Origin of the sequence: Bartonella sp. AP4SXKL (assembly GCF_042195845.1) — a bacterium.
Lineage (GTDB): Bacteria > Pseudomonadota > Alphaproteobacteria > Rhizobiales > Rhizobiaceae > Bartonella.
The window spans coordinates 17,655-34,593 of sequence record NZ_JBHIPA010000010.1; the positions used below are offsets into that span (position 1 = coordinate 17,655).

Consider the following 16,939-nt stretch of genomic DNA (forward strand, 5'->3'; position numbering starts at 1 on the left):
CATACCAATAGAAACCTTCATATTTAATTGAATAATTTTCTAGCAATATTATATCTTGAGGCTATAAATGAGTTACTAAAATTAGAATAATGTTTATTGAAAATAATTGTTACTAAACTGGAGTGAAAACTTATTTATTAACTCTTAAGGATAATTTTTATGCGGAATAAAATATACTGGTTATTACACTCTAGAAAAATTGAGTCAATTGCAGCATCCAATCTCGCATATTTACTTTGAAAAGTGAGTAGCTACTGTTATGTTGAATTTTATTAACCTATTGATTTATTATAATAATAAATATGAATAACATATTGAATATAGTAAAATTCTTTCATTGTAAATTTTGTCACGATGAAATAATCAAAACTATTCTTTTGCACATCATAAATGGAGTTCGTATAGATAGAACCTCTTGAAAAAAGAAGTAAAAATGCCTCTCATACCCTCTCAAATGCAAGAGATGAGATAACCTTGGAAATTAAAAATAGAATGCATGACGCCAGTTTTGCGAAGCACAAAATTTTCTTTTATCTAAAATACGCTTTCTGCATACATGTTATCAAAATTCGTAGTTCCCAACTCATTTAAAATGCTTGGACAACTTTAAACCCTGTGCTTGATAATGTGATCCAACATCATGTCCATAAAGGGTTGATGGTCGATTAAGCATATGCTCATAGACCAAACGGCCAATAATTTGACCATGCTCTAAGATAAAAGGAACTTCATGGCTCCGCACTTCTAAAACCGCTCTTGCTCCTTTTCCACCCGCCTCCTTATGCCCAAATCCTGGATCAAAAAAGCCTGCATAATGCACCCTAAACTCGCCAACTAAAGGATCAAAAGGTGTCATTTCTGCGGCATAAAGCGGAGGCACATGAACAGACTCTCGTGAAACTAAAATGTAAAATTCATCAGGATCAAGAACCAACTCCCTTTGACCACGATCAAAAAGAGGTTCCCAAAAATCTAAAACGTGGGCAACGGCACGTTTATCAATATCAATAACACTTGTATGATGTTTACCACGATAACCTATAAGCCCGTTTTTGTCTCCCTTTAAATTAATGGAAAGACCAATACCACCAACACTAATATTAGGAAAATCATCCGATATCAGTGTTTCTTGCCTTTGCAAAGTGTGCAACTCTATTTCATTTAAATAACTTTGCCCTTTTCTAAACCGAAGCTGTGATAAATGTGAGCCTGTATGCACCAAAATTGGAAATGTGCGTGGACTAATTTCCAAATAAAGTGGACCATGATAACCAGCACAAATTTTATCAAACTCCTGAGCATTATCCGTAATGACACGTGTAAAAATATCTAATCGTCCTGTAGAACTTTTGGGATTGGCAACAGCAGATAAGAATTCTGGTAAAGCTAAACTTTCTAAAAGAGGAACAATATAAACACACCCCGTTTCCAAAACGGCTCCGTCTCGTAAATCAAACTCATGCAACTTTAACCGTTCAAGCTTATCCAAAACTTTTGTATCAGGTCCCGGCATAAAAGAAGCACGTATACGATAAGCTTTCTCCCCTAAACGAAGATCAAGGCTTGCTGGTTGTATTTGAGATCTATCAAATGGATACTGAGCCTTGAGAAAGTTATTCTCAATCAAAGCTTGTATATCACTATCTGCTAAAATACCGCTTATACGCGCCATATATATTGCCTTCCCTTTTTACATTGTTTCTTTTTTGACCTAGATGATAAACTGGTGCAAGCTATTTTAAAGTGATAAAAACTATTTTTATGTTTTTTCCAACCGACTTGTTAACATAAAATAAAATAGGAGGTATTGTAAAAATAATACCTCTCATGCTCTCTTATTCTTGAATGTCTCGCAAATGATGTTATCATAATTTTCTATAGAACCCTTAAGATTCCTGTTAGAATTTATTATGATTATACGCCATCTTAGCGAAAATATTATTAATCAAATCGCCGCCGGTGAAGTTATTGAACGACCAGCAAATGTTGTCAAAGAACTTGTTGAAAACGCTATTGATGCTGGTGCAACACGCATTGAAATTATTACAGCAAATGGTGGAAAAAATTTTATAAAGGTGAGTGATAATGGTTATGGAATTCCTGCAGATCAATTAACTTTAGCAGTTTCTCGCCATTGTACCTCAAAGATTACCGATGACGTACACAATATCTGCTTCCTTGGATTTAGAGGAGAAGCCCTCCCCTCTATTGGTTCTGTTGCTAAACTTAAACTCATTTCACGAACAAAAGATGCTGAGAGCGCTGCTGAAATTTCCGTTACTGCAGGAAAAATTGTAGGACCCAAACCAGCTGCTGCGAATCTTGGAACAATTGTTGAAGTTCGTGATCTTTTCTTTGTCACGCCGGCACGATTAAAATTTATGAAAACTGATCGGGCTGAAACAAATGCTATTAGCGATATGATTAAGCGAATTGCTATCGCATTTCCACATATCCGCTTTTCTCTTTCAGGACTAGACAGAACATCTATGGAATTGTCTGCTACAGAAAATAATATTCAAGGACAATTACAACGTATTACGCAGATTATGGGAAAAGAATTTGCCCCTAATAGCATTGCGCTGAATGCTGAACGCGAAGCGGTGCGCTTAACAGGTTTTGCCTGTTTGCCATCTTTCAACCGAAATAACAGCCTTCATCAATTTGCTTATGTTAATGGACGTCCCGTGCGTGATAAATTTCTATGGGGCGCTATCCGAGGCGCTTATGCTGATGTCATGACACGAGATCGTTATCCTGTCGCTATTCTTTTTATTGACCTCCCACCTGCTGAGGTAGATGTTAATGTTCACCCAGCCAAAGCTGATGTACGATTCCGTGATCCAGGATTAATTCGTGGTTTGATTGTTGGAGCTATTCGTGAAGCATTGCAGCAATCTGGTATTCGTCCTACTTCAACCCGTTCTGAAGCAATGCTTGCTGCATTTCAAACACAACAATCATTGGCACAACAACCATTAGGCAGTTTTAAGAACACGCACCAGTTCTCTTCTTACAGTTCACAACCTCATCATTTTACCAGCGCTCCAATGGTCCAAAAACCATTGGATAGTACTCACTCTTTTGATTTAAAAGAAGATGCCGCTCCTATTATGGAGGGCTTAAATACACCAAGTGGGGATGCATACATTCCAAGCACGACATCTTCATCAGAAGAGTTATCTTATCCATTAGGAGCGGCCAGAGCACAAATCCATAAAAACTATATTATCGCCCAAACACAAGATAGTTTGATCATTGTCGATCAGCATGCAGCTCACGAACGATTGGTTTATGAAGCACTCAAAAATGCACTTTATTCCAAACCACTTCCTTCACAGTTATTACTTATTCCTGAAATTGTAGAACTCTCTGAAGAGGATGCAACATGCCTTTTAACGCATAAAGATGCTTTGCAAAAATTTGGATTAGGAATAGAACCATTTGGACCAGGAGCAATTGTTGTGCGTGAAACACCTTCCATGTTAGGAGAGATCAATGTCCAAGCCCTTATTAAAGATCTCGCAGATGAGGCTGCTGAGTATGATACAACAAATAATTTAAAAGCAATGCTTGATTATGTTGCAGCAACGATGGCCTGTCACGGCTCAATACGGTCAGGGCGCCTTTTACGCCCCGAAGAAATGAACACACTATTACGACAAATGGAGGCAATACCTAATACAAGTACATGTAATCATGGACGCCCTACTTATATTGAACTCAAATTGGCAGATATAGAACGGCTTTTTGGCAGAAAATAAGCCCTTCATCATTTTTACAAGAAAAATATTTTAAAATTAACTCTCGACTTTATAATATATTTTATGGCACTTTTCTTGAATCTCTTGTATCAAGTAAAAAGGAGTTATAATGTTTCCCAATGGTGAACGCGAAGCAAAAATTCATTATTCTAATAATGGATATGACATTATAGAATATGGTACCTATACCATTTGTGCTGTTAGCGGGCAAAAAATCCCTATAGATGATTTAAAATATTGGAATCATCACCGCCAAGAAGCATATGCTAGTTGTGAAATCTCCTATCAGCGCGAACTTGAGTGCAACCCATATCTCAAGCAATTGTTAAAAACAAAAGAAAAATAACCCCTCAAAAGCTATAAATTTAGCCTTTGCCTTTTAGACAAGAAAATTCAAGGGAACGTTTTCTAAAGCGGGTTATGACCTCTTCAAGGACCATACGACAGAAGTCTTTTTGAACAAAATCGACATTCACATCAAAGATAATAAGATTTTTCAAATCCTTTTGCATGTGAATTGTCTGTATACGGGTATAATCTTTAGCTGTTGTTGCGAGCCATAAATTGTGCATTTTAGCCTTTTGTATAAGGCTTTTTAAATTTTTATCTGTGAAAAAATAGTGGTCTGGATATATGTAAGTTTGCACCACATGACCAGACAATTCTTTAATAGATTTAAAAAATTTATCTGGATTGCCAATACCAGCAAATGCCAAAAATGATTTTCCTGAAACCTCATCAGAGGCACTGGCTTTAAGATGAGCACGATATAAAGGCTTTCCAGTACGCGAAACAAAAAAAGCGACATTATCAGGCGCATCGGAGTGACCAATCAATAAAACACTATCCATAAAAGAAAACTGCGTTTTTAATGGTACGCGCAAAGGTCCTGCTGGAAAGACAGCTCCATTACCAAAACCGCGCATCGCATCAACAACGAGTAACGCATAATCCATATAAAGACGGCGACTTTGAAATCCGTCATCCATTAAAATAAGATTACATCCCTCTTGTTTAAGCCGTTGTGCCGCTGCATAACGCTTAGGTGATACAGCTACAAAAGCATGCCGTGCAAGTAAAAGTGCCTCATCTCCAACATCGCGTGCATTGTCATATTTTTCATTTACAAGATGTACCCCTTTAACTGATCCACCATAACCACGAGATATAATACCAGGTACGAAACCAAGTTCTTTAGCCACTTTTGTAAAAGCAATAACAACCGGCGTTTTACCCGCACCACCACATGTAAAATTTCCAATACACAAAACTGGCAGATCAATCACGGGAGGCTGTCTTGTCATAAAACGACTTGAAAAATAACCATACCCCCATGAAACTGGAGCTAACACAAAACGCAAAAAGCTTTTATTTTTCCACCAAAAACGAGGGGCGCTAATATGCATATCTACCCTGACGCTGACGTAAACCTGTTTGTATTACAAGGGGTTGTAAAAATGGATCTAAAATCTTTAATGTGCGCTCAAATGCACCTGCCATACCTGTTGCCACTTCATGAGCCTTATCAACCATTTCTTGCCGCAATGTTTCATTTGTTAAAAGCTTATACACCTGAATAGCAAGCTGTTTTGTATCTTGAACCATATATGCTGCATCACGCGTTAGAAATTGTTTGAACATCTCTTGAAAATTTGAAACATGAGGCCCTGTCAAAATAGCGGAACCAAGCAAAGCCAATTCCAATGGATTGTGTCCACCATTTCCACATAACGATTTACCAACGAAAGAAACTTTCGATAAGCGAAGAAAAAGTCCCATTTCTCCAATGGTATCTCCCCATAAAATATCGGTATTCATGTTTGGAACAGCATCTCTACTCCTACGAATAAAACTTAACCCCTTATTATCGCATTTTCTGATAAGATCTTCTGAACGTTCTGGATGACGAGGCACAATAATTGTTAATAAATCTGGCAAATAATTTTTAACAATTTTATGGACCTCAAAAGCAATCTCCTCTTCCCCTTCATGCGTTGAAACAGCTGCCCAAACTGGGCGATTGCCGATAGCATTACGATAACGTGCAAGCAATTCTTGATTTTCAACCAGAAAAACATCAGCCTTGAGATTACCAGAAAACGTAACAGATTTTACGCCAAGTGTATGGTAATAAGCTACATCTCTTTCATTTTGACCAATCGCCAAATCAATATCCTTAAAAATATGTTTGGCAAGAACACGTCGTTTTTGCCAAGCTTTAAAAGAACGTTCAGACATATGGGCATTAACCAAAATCTGCGGAATACGCATTTTTGCAAGTTCTTTAATACGAAGAGGCCAAATTTCTGATTCACAAATTAAGACGAGATCAGGCTTCCAATGACGAATAAAACGGCGCACTGCAAAATCTAAATCCAAAGGAGCATATTGATGAATCAACCTATTACCAAAATATTTTTTCACAAGAGTAGAAGATGTCACCGTCCCAGTTGTCATTAATACATTGATTTCCAATGATAAAATATAATTTATAAGTGGAACAAGTGCAAGTGTTTCTCCAACACTTGCTGCATGCAACCAAACTAACGAACCTTGGGGGCGTATATGAGAACTTTTACCTAAACGCTCTTTTTTGCGACACCACTCTTCTTTTCCACGAATAGCACGAAAGAACAAATAAAAAGGAATAACAGGACATAAGCAAAAACCAATCATTCGATAGCTTAAAAGAGCCGTATGTGCCTTTAATTCTACCATTTAAAATCACCTCATCCAGCTATTTTAAGATATCTATATACTTATTTTGTTAAAAAATTCATCAACACTATTGGTTGCATCCATATTTTTTAATATCATTCATATCTTAAATAAAAAAAGCTTAATCCATGAGAAAATTCAATACATATACACATTATTTAAATCTCTTTTAATTAAATTTTGTAACTTATATCGATTTTATCACTTCATTCTGCACCCTATAAAAAATCTTACTCAAAAATAACAAAACTACATTTCAGTCGATTATAATTTTTAAAATATAAATGATAAACCTATGACATAGATTGTATCAATTTTTTCAACTCACTGAATAAATACTTCTTATGATTTTAATGAGACTTTGAATTTTGCACGTTGGTATTTTAGAGAAAAAGCTTATTTTTACATATGTTAGGTATTGTCAATTTTTCAAAAAAATAACCCATATAGACATTACAACCTAATATAAATACAACAAATAAAATGTGTTTAAAAGAAAGCTCAATCTCTATTATTTCATTTCAATAAAATGAATATGTCAAACTAATCTTAAAAAACTTTTGAATAGTATAGAGTTCTCATTTTAAATTGTGATATAATCTCTTAAAGGTAATCCAGAAAAATCTAATCTTGTTTAATAGAGAATTTCTTAAAAGTCTTAAAGCAATTTAAATAAGAGTTTTCAAAATTTTAAATCCTCTCTTTTCAGGAGGTCGCAATGATATATTATTCCTTTTAAGATTGTATATAATCAACACAAAATGATTAACTTATAGATTGTAGTTTTAAATGAGTACTCAAGAAATCCTTATGAGGTAAGTTAACTTCATAAATCTATTCAGTTTCTCTAAGTTTCTAATTTTGGTAAAGTTTCTAACGACTTTCATGGTTTCTAAGCTTATAGTAATAACTCGTTGAAAAAATTCCAATAGATAAGTAACGAGTGCTAATAATCTCAACAGAGTAATAATTGCTATCATTAATAATGCTAATCTTTTTATTAATCTTAACGCATTAGTGTCTCATACCCCATTCAAAAGCAGAGTGACTATTCACAATATAATCATAAACTTCGAGTGATAGCTGTCATGATAATATTGCTGTTGTAAATAGGTTGATAGAAACTGTCTTGCATTTTTATTAAGCGTAAAGATGGTGGTGCAATAATGGATTTTATACCTTGCACGGACGCTATTATGAAATGGGCTTGGGTGCTTTGGGAGATGTTTCTTAAAAAAACATATGAATTTTAAACAACAAGCATATTCTTTTTTACGGCATTCTATTTTACCCGAAGAACGTACCTATGAAAAGGACGACTAAACAAAAGCATGAAGCAATCTACAGGTTATAATGACCAAATATTCAAGCTTTATTCTGCATCGCCTAACTCAGCATCAAGAAACTGATGCAAATCTACAATGTAATAACGTTGTAATGCATTATCTACACTGCTTTGTGCTTTTGCCTGCCATGCTTCTTGAGCGGATTGATAATCTGAGAAAATACCAACCACATCTAACTCATCAGGATTCTTAAATTGATTACTGTTAAGATTTTTTAATTCCCCACCAAATACAAGATGTAAATATTGTTTTTTTTCTTTGGTTTCAGTCATATGTGCCTCCATATCATTTAGATTATCTTAGCGCGCTTTTACGTGATTAAACTAACTTTGTTTGACGAACAACATCTATCATATCTTGACAGCAATTATTTTTACCAGCAATTAAAAGTCCATACTGGTAAGGTTCAATTCCATAAGATAGTAAAGGGGCATCAAGCGATAAAAAACACCCTCCACACTCCTGCAAAATAAGATCAGCAGCGGCAATATCCCATTCATGACAATTTGGACGAACTAATACGATATCAATTTCATCTTGAGCAACAAGAACAATACGATAAGCAAGAGAAGGAAGATAATGGTAAAGACTGACTTGATTGAGAAAATCATCTGGTAATTTTTGTGCGAGCGATTTATCAAGTGAAATTTTATATTTTCGATGAACCTCAAAGGCTAAACGAGGAAGTTTTATCCCATTTAATGTTGCCCCTCCACCTGTTACAGCTGTATAAACATCTCCTTGAGCCGGACATTGTAGAACGCCCACAATAGGACGCCCATTCTCAATAATGGCAACCGAAATACACCAATAAGGATTGCCAGAAAGAAAACCACGCGTTCCATCAATAGGATCAACAACAAAAGAGCGCTCATAATAATCTTGTTTTTCTCGATTATCTTTTGTTTCTTCTGAAATCCATCCATAATTTGGACGAGCTCCAAGAAGCCTCTCTTTCAAGAAATGATCAACAGCAAAATCTGCTTCACTAACCGGGGAATTACCTTCTTTAATCCAGACATCCAACGTGCATCCAAAATACCGCATTGCTAAATCTCCTGCCTCTCGACAAACATCACGCAAAAGATTTAAATCAGAAGAATGATGCGTGTTATTTTCCTGCAAGTGTCATCCCTTCAATTAACAATGTTGGAGCAGCTGTACTATAACGCCGATCAATATCATTGGCAGGTGTTAAATGTGCTAACATATGAAGCAAATCAGAACCTAGCGTTACTTCACTTACCGGATAAGCAATTTCACCATTTTCAATCCAAAAACCGGAAGCCCCACGACTATACTGACCAGTAATAAAATCAATGCCATGACCGAATAATTCGGTCACATAAAATCCATTTCGCAAATCTTTTATCATATCGCAAGGTGATACTAAACCCGGTTCAATAGCAAAATTTGTACTGGTCGGCTGCACTAATGATGCCGAACGCATACCGTGTCCATTTGTTTTAAGTCCCAATTCACGTGCTGTAGATGATGAAAGAAGCCAATTTTTTAAAATACCATTTTCAATAATATTGAGTGTTTGCCCCTCTACCCCTTCTCCATCAAAAGGATGAGAAGCATTTCCACGTAATCGCAAAGGTTGATCGGTTACATTAACATTAGGCTTCATCACTTCCTTGCCTAGGAAATTCTGTAAAAGACTCGTTTTTCGAGCCACAGAGGCTCCATTGACCATAGATGCGATATGCCCTGCAATTCCACGAGCCGTACGCGGATTAAAAATAACATCAACGCTCCCAGTCGCCGCACGAACTGCACCCAAACGTCGAACAGCACCAAGCCCTGCATTCTTTCCCACAGTTTCTGCTGCCTCTAAATCAGAAAAATGTAAGGCTGTTGTATAATCATAATCCCGCTCCATCTGTGTTCCTTCACCTGCAAGAGCACTACAAGAACGTGAAAAACAACTTGAGCGATAGGCTCCACAAAAACCATCGCTGGTCACAAGAATAAACCCACTACGGCCATAAGCTGTTGCAGCGCCACCAGAATTGCTTACACCTTTAACATCAAGAGCTGCTGCCTCCGTTTTTAAAGCATCTTCTGTTAAAAAATGACTGCTGGGTACAAAATCATCAAAAAGATCAAGATCTTTAGGATACTTAACCAAACACTCTTTATCTGCCAAACCTTCAAATAAACTATCGGGAGAAGCTTTAGCCATCGCAACAGCACGTTCCGCAAGTTCTTGCGGATAAGATCCTAAATTAGCAGAAACACTTGCTACTTTTTTTCCAACAAAAACCCTTAGAGTAAAATCATTGCTCTCTGCTGCTTCTGTCGATTCGACTTTCCCAAAACGAACTGATACACTGGTAGAATGAGCATGAACAATAACAGCATCAGCAGCATCTGCTCCAGAACGCTTTGCTGCTTCAACCAGCGAAACAGCTTTCTCAATCTGGTTTTTGTCAGTCATTATAGACTCCCTAAAATATTTTATTATTTACATTGATAAGCATTCTGACAAATTTATACAAATCAGAATATAACTCTTGTGTATTGATTCATAAGATTATGCACATTCATGCATTCTTTTTTTTAATGCATTAAATCATTTCCCTTTTAGCTTCTTTATGAAAAAACGTAATATGCCGTAAAATCTCTTTAGTTTCAAGATTTCTCATGGGCCCTTATCATTTTAGGAGCCAAATCTCCACTGACAATCAAATCAACAGAACAATTGGCAATTAACAAAAGTCTTAGCTATAACACTTGAATTTAAGCCAAAATCCTCAAAAATTCGAAAAGTATAAAATGACTTAAGTCACAAGCCTTATGTCCTCTGGATAGTCAAATAACTTCCTTCATTCCTATAGCATTCTTTAATTTCCAAGCAAGAATCAAGAAAATGCCTTATATTTGTGTATACTTCTTTGCTTCTATAAACTCTCTCATAATAAGATGGCAATCTTGTAAACAAAAAAATATAAACGGAATAAAAAATTTTTCTTGCGTTATTGCTTCAACAAAATGAGCAGTCATAAGCTTCTTTATTCTCATAGGCGTGATATTACAAATAACTCATTTTTTATATTTATCAGAAATAAGTTATAATCATAATATTCTCTCTCGTTTCTAATGCGTCTAATCAAGAGCATCTCATCTTTTTTTATGCCTCATCCTTAATCGGTTACTTTGTTATTAAACAGATATAACTTAATAGACTTCTTTTTCCTGAAACAAAAATTCCAAAATACTGGATAGATTTTGATTTAAGAACTACACTCCTTCCTCTTTTCCTTCCATTAAAAAATAAAGAAGCGTAATATTGTTATAAAACGATAATCAATAAAACTTTTATATAAAACTCAATGTTGTATCTATTGTTCAATTCAATCTACAATAAGCATATTCTTCCAATTAATTTGGGCAAGTTTATCGCTCATAATTGTTTTAATAGATACAAAAATATTTGCAGAAACTGGGATATCTGTGCGCATTTTAAAAAATCGCTTTTTAAACATTTAAACCAAATACATACAACGATACGAGATTAATTTTTACGAAAATTAAGGGAGGTTTTATTTTATCATCTAGAGCCTTTTAGAACTGCACTCTCTAGAAAAGTAATCAAGAAATTATCTTGTAATCTTTCAATAAAATTAACAGTTTGATTTATACTTATAATTTATTGTTTTGTAATTTGTATAAAAAAGCCTAATATCATAAAATTCTCTCTGTTTCGAACCTATTCATGTTGAGTCAATCACAACTATTTGCGAGCAAATCATAAGTAAGGGGCGTATGAATGAAAACTATTTAAGAAGAAATCAAAATGCCTCTTATGAAGATTTTAAATGCAAAAAATATTGCAACATTAGAAACAGGCAAATATTATGACGATATGGACCTACATCATAAGAGAAGTAATGAACTTCTGAACCTTTCTCATTTTCAATGAAGAGAGCATCTTATAAGCTTTTATATATAAAAAAATTCAATGAATTTCATAAGATTTTTAGCGCAAAATTAATCCCGTAAGATGCTTTGACACGATTTCAACAGCTAACTAAAACCAAATCATAGCTCATCAATTTGCTATATACTCATAACTGATTTCATTCTAACAAGGCTAAGAGTTCTGCACCTTTTTTAAGGTATTAACTTCTTTATAAATGCACCCCCTTACAAAATGCTTTTGTTTTCAGTAAGAGCACGTCTGCTCATTTCAATCATTGCATCGCGAAGATGTAACTTAATTTTTGACCCAATAATCATTCCAAAGAAAGGAGAAAATAAACCAGACATGGTTACAGTATGACGAATTTTGTTATTTGAAGAACCCGATTTTGTTGAACAAATATATTCATGATTAAAACTCATACGTGTAAAAGGAAGTTTAGCATAATCAGAAAAACAAACATTTTTTATAACTTTATCAAGTGTAAAAGTTACTGTAGGTCCCTTTTTAGGTTTCATGCGTCCTATAGCGCCTTCTTTGAAAGGACCAGAAAGTTCTACCCACTCAAGTTCACTATCCCAGCAAGGCCATGATGCCACATCTTCCCATATAGCCCAAATTTGCTCAGCACTTGCTTCTGTACTAATCTCTTCACTATATATCCAATTAAACACGATAATCTCCCCTTTTTTACAAATTACTTATCTTTAGTGATAAAGAATAATATAAAAAAGTATCCTTAAAGCTGCACAACGATAAGATACTTAATACTCTCAGATTTACTTAATATGTAATGACTAACTCAACAAGCGATATTACTAAACTAAACACACAAGTATTCAGGATAAATGAACAATATTTTCAATACTAAACAAAATATCTTTTTTAAGTTTAGACAATAGCAAAAATAGAAGTTACGCATCATATAAGATATCAATGCAGACTGCATAGCTTAAAGCTTTCAACTGCTGATGAAATGTGATGATTAAGGTATGGCAGAAAGAAATTAGATAAAAAAGATCATAACTATTATCGAGGAATATATATCCTATTGGAGAAAAAACATCCTTCTGTATTAAAGCTAATAAAAATTCATCAATTCCTTTAACATTAGAATCTTTTATTGATTTTCTGCTTAACCTTTTAAAAACCATATAAAATGAAGAAAACTGTGAAAAAGCATTTTTTCATCCTATCGGATAAAAACAAGAACTTTCTCAAGATGTAAGCGATCGTAATTTATAGAGACGTATTGCTGTCTCACCATAAAAACGCTCATCGTCTAGATAAAAGACGTCAGGTAAATAAATCATTGTATCTTTCTTTTCTTCAAGTATGAAGAGTGTATCAGCTTTTGCCCACCCTCCTCGCAAAGCTTCTACAAAAGCACGTTCACCTAAACAACGGCTATAGGGAGGATCAGCGCAGATAACATCAAATGGCAGCATTGTGCCAATATTGCCAAGTTTGGTCGCATCACGACGCAAAATCCGTCCTATCGACTGTAATTCAAAGGCTTCTATATTTTTTTGAAGCAACCCACGCCCCTCAACCGAGTTTTCAACAAAAACAGCCGCCTTTGCTCCACGCGAAAGTGCTTCGATGCCTAAAGCACCAGTACCAGCAAAAAGATCAAGAATGCGTTTATTGGTCCAAAACTCTTCTTCACGGCTAGAAAGAATATTAAAAAGGCTTTCACGTGTACGATCACTCGTTGGGCGAATCGACTGATTAACAGGCGAAAACAAAACACGCCCAGCAAATTTACCGCCTATGATCCGCACGTGGACCTCCAAATCGCTTCGAAGTTTTTGCACCGTCCCTATGTGGTTTAGATTTTTTCATAGCACCACCAAACGATTTTACCTTTTTCTTTCTCTCAAAAGAATGCTCATCATGACCACCTTTTATCATTTTCTCTTTATCCTTTAAAAAGCGATCTTTCTTACCAAAGGGATGCGTCTCGTCATAAGATATTTTGCCATGTTTTTGAACAAAACTTTCCCTCTTCTCTTTGTATGACGGATTTTCTTTTAGTTTTTCCTTGCCTCGATGAAAGGACTTTCTACCATCCAAATCGCTCTTATGATCATGCGATTTCTCCTCACTATAGGAAGGCTTTCTACGTGCACTTTGCGGACGTGCACCAGGAGCCATCCAAACATTAGCACGGCGAGAACGCGGTAGAAAACGCTCTGCTTTTCCTTCTTCACTTTTCTCCTTCTTTACATTCTCATGAGACTTTGTACTTAATCGTGCGCGACTATGTTCAACAGAACCATCTCTTGGTCGGCGTCGTATCGCCCTTTCACTTGAGAAAACCCAACCATCATTTGCAACAGAAAGATCTTTCTGGCTTTGCTTTTCTGCAACAACTGCAGAATTTGAAAATGGCTTAAGAATAGGAGCATCAAAATCTGCATTGGCTTGCATAATTAAACGCTCCCCCAACTGATCTCGTAACATCCGCCCTTTTAACTCTTGCACGGCTCCTTCTTCTAAATCAGAGAGATGAAATGGACCATAAGATACACGTATTAATCGATTAACTGATAATCCCAATGCCCCTAAAACATTCTTTATTTCACGATTTTTTCCTTCTCGCAAAGCGACAGAAAGCCATACATTCGACCCTTGTTCGCGTTCAATTGATGCTTCAATCGAACCATAAAAAATACCATTAATCGCAATACCATTTTTAAGGTTATCCAACGCGCTCTGCTTGACTCTTCCATGAGCACGGACACGATATTTGCGGACCCACCCCGTTACAGGAAGCTCTAATACACGCGCTAAGCCACCATCATTGGTTAAAAGCAAAAGCCCTTCCGTGTTAATGTCAAGCCTTCCAACAGAAAGAACACGCGGCATTCCTTTTGGTAAATTACTAAAGACTGTAGGTCTGCCTTCAGGATCACGGTTCGTGGTGACAAGACCTGCTGGCTTATGGTAAAGCCATAAACGCGTTCGTTCTATAGGAGGTAAAGGTTTGCCATCAACTTTAATAACATCAGAGCGGCTAACATTAAAAGCAGGCGTTGTCACGACTTTACCATTCACAGAAATACGACCTGCAACAATCATCATTTCTGCATCTCGACGCGAAGCAATACCAGCACGCGCTAACCTTTTAGCAATTCGTTCACTCTCATTATTTTCATTCATTTGCGTTTCAAACCAATCTTTGCAAGTATGTTCAGAAAATTATTCACATGCACCATACCGCTTATCCTGAAAAAGGAAGTAGCATAATCATTTATCATTTTCTATCCTTTAACGACAATAATGTATCTGTCGACTTGCAAGTTTGTTTTAAACTCTTTAAAAAATAGAGGTATTCTTTTCATTATAAAAGCGTAATAAATTATTCATTCCATAGCATTCCTTATCGAGATAACCTTTAGATTTTCTATACCTTCAGTAGAAAGAATATTATGACTTTGACGCCCATGGAAATAGCCCTTTTAGAAGCGCAAGAGGCTGCAAAAAAAGATGAAGTTCCCGTAGGTGCTGTCATTACACGTGGAAAAGCTATCATTGCACGCGCTGGTAACTTTATAAAATCTGCATATGACCCTACAGGACACGCAGAAATACGCGCAATCCGTATGGCTTGCGAAACATTGCAAAACGAAAGGCTTCCTGATTGCGATCTTTATGTAACACTTGAACCTTGTGCTATGTGTGCCGCTGCCATTTCATTTGCACGCATACGACGTCTCTATTATGCAACAAATGATCCCAAAGGAGGTGCTATAGAAAATGGCCCACGTTTTTATCAGCAACCAACCTGCCATCACAAACCTGAGATTTATTCTGGTTTCAAGGAAAAAGAAGCAGCTCAATTACTTAAAGACTTTTTTGTACAAAAGCGATACTAAAAATAATTCTTCTTCCATAACTTTCACTCTTTAAAAACTATCCTACTTCTCAAAAAAGACTGTTAATTCTTCTGATATATATATATATAGCAAAAGCTATTTCGAAGCATTTTTTCTCTCTTTTAATTCTGCATATTGTTTCTATTAGATGGTACATTCATTCAAAAGAATAATTCATTATTTTGTATATAAAATATAAAGTCCAAAATATCGTAGATATGCTCTCATTTCAAATTACATTGAAACAGTAAAAATCACTTTCTTGCACATCATAAGCGGAATTATCGTCTGGATAAAGAACGTTTTAGAAAAGACTAAAAATGTCTCTTATGAAAGCTCTCAAATGCAAAAATTATCGCAACATTGGAGTCTGTAAAATAAAATGATGGTATCCACTTTCTCCTTCCTAAGCATAAAGTATTGGAGCACAATAGATTTTACGTTATACTAGCCACATGAGCAATGTTGTAAAATGAGCTTGAGAAATGTTTCGTGTTAAGGAAACGCATAAGGAATCTCTCGATGCTGTTGTCATATTGCTATTTCATGAGAATACCCCCCTCCTACAGCAGCATTATAACTGCGCGCGAATGAGAGCTTGGTATCATAAGTAATTGGAAAAATACTTTACTTTAAATGTTTTGTCTTTTCCCTATCGACCAATAGGTGCGGTTTTTGCCGGTTGGCGATAACTTAAAGGTGGTTCAGTGAGATAGCGACGGTATTTTGAACTTCCAACTTGTGCTCTCTGACGACGTAAATATTCCTGTCGTTGCTTCGCATTCAACTGTGAAGGATTTTCTGAACCAACGCCATTAACTGACGATCCTTTGTGAGGAAAAGGAGTATTTCCTTGATGCTTCTTCGATGCTGCCATTTCATTGACAGATCTATCTTGTTGTGGTACCGGCAAAAATCTGCGTGAACTAGGGCTTGGTATTACAAGTTTTGGATGAGGTTTCATAACAATCTGGCTGCTGTTATTTGTTGGTGTTAATGAAGTGATATTAGCAACATCTTCAAAAAACTGTATTGAAACTGGTTTATTGGTACCATAGGTAGGAGCGGATAAATTGCATCCCGTTAAAACAAAGCACATCCCTAAAATTCCTATTGGAAATATTTTTATTTCACGTTTTCTCACTGCCTATTCCATTTCCTAGGTGTATGGCTGATTAATATTCCCGTTATTTATGAGAGAACGGTCCATACACAAATTTCCCCCCTGCAGATAAAACAACGGAATTTTTTTCGTACCACAAAAAACTATATTCATCAATATGAGAAATTTACTTGCATTTC

At 35.8% G+C, this 16,939-nt stretch carries 13 protein-coding genes; 3 read left to right on the plus strand and 10 right to left on the minus strand.

All coding sequences use genetic code 11. The annotated features are described in order from the left end of the window. Positions 1-583 precede the first annotated feature (583 nt). Positions 584-1,672 carry a 2'-deoxycytidine 5'-triphosphate deaminase gene (locus ACFIMI_RS06355; protein ID WP_375613513.1) on the minus strand — a complete coding sequence of 363 codons (1,089 nt, stop codon included), beginning with the start codon at positions 1,670-1,672 and terminating at the stop codon, positions 584-586. Positions 1,673-1,910: 238 nt separating this feature from the next. Here ACFIMI_RS06355 and mutL point away from each other — a divergent pair, with 238 nt between their 5' ends. Together mutL and ACFIMI_RS06365 are read left to right on the plus strand one after the other, a co-directional pair. Next, entirely contained in the window at positions 1,911-3,764 is a 1,854-nt protein-coding gene (gene mutL, locus ACFIMI_RS06360; RefSeq protein ID WP_375675103.1) for a DNA mismatch repair endonuclease MutL, read from the plus strand. Positions 3,765-3,873: 109 nt separating this feature from the next. Continuing rightward, positions 3,874-4,110 carry a DUF2093 domain-containing protein gene (locus tag ACFIMI_RS06365; RefSeq protein WP_375608064.1) on the plus strand — a complete coding sequence of 79 codons (237 nt, stop codon included), beginning with the start codon at positions 3,874-3,876 and terminating at the stop codon, positions 4,108-4,110. 19 nt (positions 4,111-4,129) lie between these two features. Here ACFIMI_RS06365 and lpxK read toward each other — a convergent pair whose 3' ends face one another. The 8 genes from lpxK to ACFIMI_RS06405 all read right to left on the minus strand — a co-directional run bounded on the left by lpxK (position 4,130) and on the right by ACFIMI_RS06405 (position 14,921). Continuing rightward, complete coding sequence (lpxK, locus tag ACFIMI_RS06370) at positions 4,130-5,170, minus strand: tetraacyldisaccharide 4'-kinase (RefSeq protein WP_375692349.1); 1,041 nt, start codon at positions 5,168-5,170, stop codon at positions 4,130-4,132. Then, entirely contained in the window at positions 5,160-6,482 is a 1,323-nt protein-coding gene (gene waaA, locus ACFIMI_RS06375; RefSeq protein ID WP_375638580.1) for a lipid IV(A) 3-deoxy-D-manno-octulosonic acid transferase, read from the minus strand. The genes lpxK and waaA overlap by 11 nt, the downstream gene beginning before the upstream one ends. 1,372 nt (positions 6,483-7,854) lie before the next feature. Beyond that, a complete protein-coding gene (locus tag ACFIMI_RS06380) occupies positions 7,855-8,100 on the minus strand; it encodes a DUF4170 domain-containing protein (protein WP_375612377.1) in 246 nt (81 codons plus the stop codon). Positions 8,101-8,146: 46 nt separating this feature from the next. After that, complete coding sequence (locus ACFIMI_RS06385) at positions 8,147-8,953, minus strand: 3'(2'),5'-bisphosphate nucleotidase CysQ (RefSeq protein WP_375612376.1); 807 nt, start codon at positions 8,951-8,953, stop codon at positions 8,147-8,149. Continuing rightward, a complete protein-coding gene (locus ACFIMI_RS06390; RefSeq protein ID WP_375612375.1) occupies positions 8,940-10,271 on the minus strand; it encodes a TldD/PmbA family protein in 1,332 nt (443 codons plus the stop codon). Before ACFIMI_RS06390 ends, ACFIMI_RS06385 begins: the two co-directional genes overlap by 14 nt. A gap of 1,709 nt (positions 10,272-11,980) precedes the next feature. Continuing rightward, positions 11,981-12,430, minus strand: a complete 450-nt coding sequence (locus tag ACFIMI_RS06395; RefSeq protein WP_375629733.1) for a hypothetical protein — start codon at positions 12,428-12,430, stop codon at positions 11,981-11,983. A 543-nt stretch (positions 12,431-12,973) separates the two neighbouring features. After that, positions 12,974-13,540, minus strand: a complete 567-nt coding sequence (rsmD, locus tag ACFIMI_RS06400; protein WP_375612106.1) for a 16S rRNA (guanine(966)-N(2))-methyltransferase RsmD — start codon at positions 13,538-13,540, stop codon at positions 12,974-12,976. Beyond that, entirely contained in the window at positions 13,521-14,921 is a 1,401-nt protein-coding gene (locus ACFIMI_RS06405) for a pseudouridine synthase (protein ID WP_375612105.1), read from the minus strand. The genes rsmD and ACFIMI_RS06405 overlap by 20 nt, the downstream gene beginning before the upstream one ends. A 269-nt stretch (positions 14,922-15,190) precedes the next feature. Between ACFIMI_RS06405 and ACFIMI_RS06410 the strand changes: the two genes are divergently transcribed. Next, positions 15,191-15,637 carry a nucleoside deaminase gene (locus tag ACFIMI_RS06410; protein ID WP_273790416.1) on the plus strand — a complete coding sequence of 149 codons (447 nt, stop codon included), beginning with the start codon at positions 15,191-15,193 and terminating at the stop codon, positions 15,635-15,637. A gap of 652 nt (positions 15,638-16,289) precedes the next feature. Here the strand turns inward: ACFIMI_RS06410 and ACFIMI_RS06415 are convergent. Beyond that, positions 16,290-16,781, minus strand: coding sequence for a hypothetical protein (locus ACFIMI_RS06415; RefSeq protein WP_375612104.1), 492 nt, complete (start codon positions 16,779-16,781; stop codon positions 16,290-16,292). Between the last annotated feature and the right edge of the window lie 158 nt (positions 16,782-16,939).

Coding starts and splice junctions, on each gene's coding strand:
- ACFIMI_RS06355 (WP_375613513.1), bottom strand. CDS start 1,672: ATGGCGCGTATAAGCGGTATTTTAGCAGATAGTGATATACAAGCTTTG.
- mutL (WP_375675103.1), top strand. CDS start 1,911: ATGATTATACGCCATCTTAGCGAAAATATTATTAATCAAATCGCCGCC.
- ACFIMI_RS06365 (WP_375608064.1), top strand. CDS start 3,874: ATGTTTCCCAATGGTGAACGCGAAGCAAAAATTCATTATTCTAATAAT.
- lpxK (WP_375692349.1), bottom strand. CDS start 5,170: ATGCATATTAGCGCCCCTCGTTTTTGGTGGAAAAATAAAAGCTTTTTG.
- waaA (WP_375638580.1), bottom strand. CDS start 6,482: ATGGTAGAATTAAAGGCACATACGGCTCTTTTAAGCTATCGAATGATT.
- ACFIMI_RS06380 (WP_375612377.1), bottom strand. CDS start 8,100: ATGACTGAAACCAAAGAAAAAAAACAATATTTACATCTTGTATTTGGT.
- ACFIMI_RS06390 (WP_375612375.1), bottom strand. CDS start 10,271: ATGACTGACAAAAACCAGATTGAGAAAGCTGTTTCGCTGGTTGAAGCA.
- ACFIMI_RS06405 (WP_375612105.1), bottom strand. CDS start 14,921: ATGAATGAAAATAATGAGAGTGAACGAATTGCTAAAAGGTTAGCGCGT.
- ACFIMI_RS06410 (WP_273790416.1), top strand. CDS start 15,191: ATGACTTTGACGCCCATGGAAATAGCCCTTTTAGAAGCGCAAGAGGCT.